The organism is Allofournierella sp. CML151 (assembly GCF_027853465.1).
GTDB lineage: Bacteria > Bacillota > Clostridia > Oscillospirales > Ruminococcaceae > Allofournierella.
In genome coordinates this window covers 1-335 of record NZ_JAPNNW010000055.1, presented here as the reverse complement: position 1 = coordinate 335, position 335 = coordinate 1, and the positions used below count along the sequence as shown (strand labels likewise).

The following is a 335-nucleotide window of genomic DNA, read 5'->3' as shown; positions in this document are numbered from 1 at the left end:
CGGAACACATATTAAGGCAAGTGCCAATCTGAAAAAGCAGGCCAAAAAGGCAGTTCCCAAACAGGCAAAACGGTATACGAAAGAGCTGTTTGACGAGGTAAACAAAGACCGGGAAGAACACGGGAAAAAGCCTTTTTCGGATGACAGCGACAAAAAGCCGCCCCAAGAGAAGGAAACAGTGGTATCCACCACCGACCCGGAAAGCGGCGTGTTCCACAAGGGGGAACACAAAAAATGCTTTGCCTACGAAGCGCACACGGCTTGCGACAAGCACAATTTTATCCTTGGTGTTCACGTCACTCCCGGCAATGTCCACGACAGCGTAGCTTTTGATT

At 49.6% G+C, this 335-nt stretch carries 1 protein-coding gene; it reads left to right on the top strand.

Annotated features, from left to right (window positions below; genetic code table 11):
* The coding region (locus PH256_RS15225; RefSeq protein WP_270914834.1) for a transposase at positions 1–335 on the top strand (335 nt) is incomplete at both ends.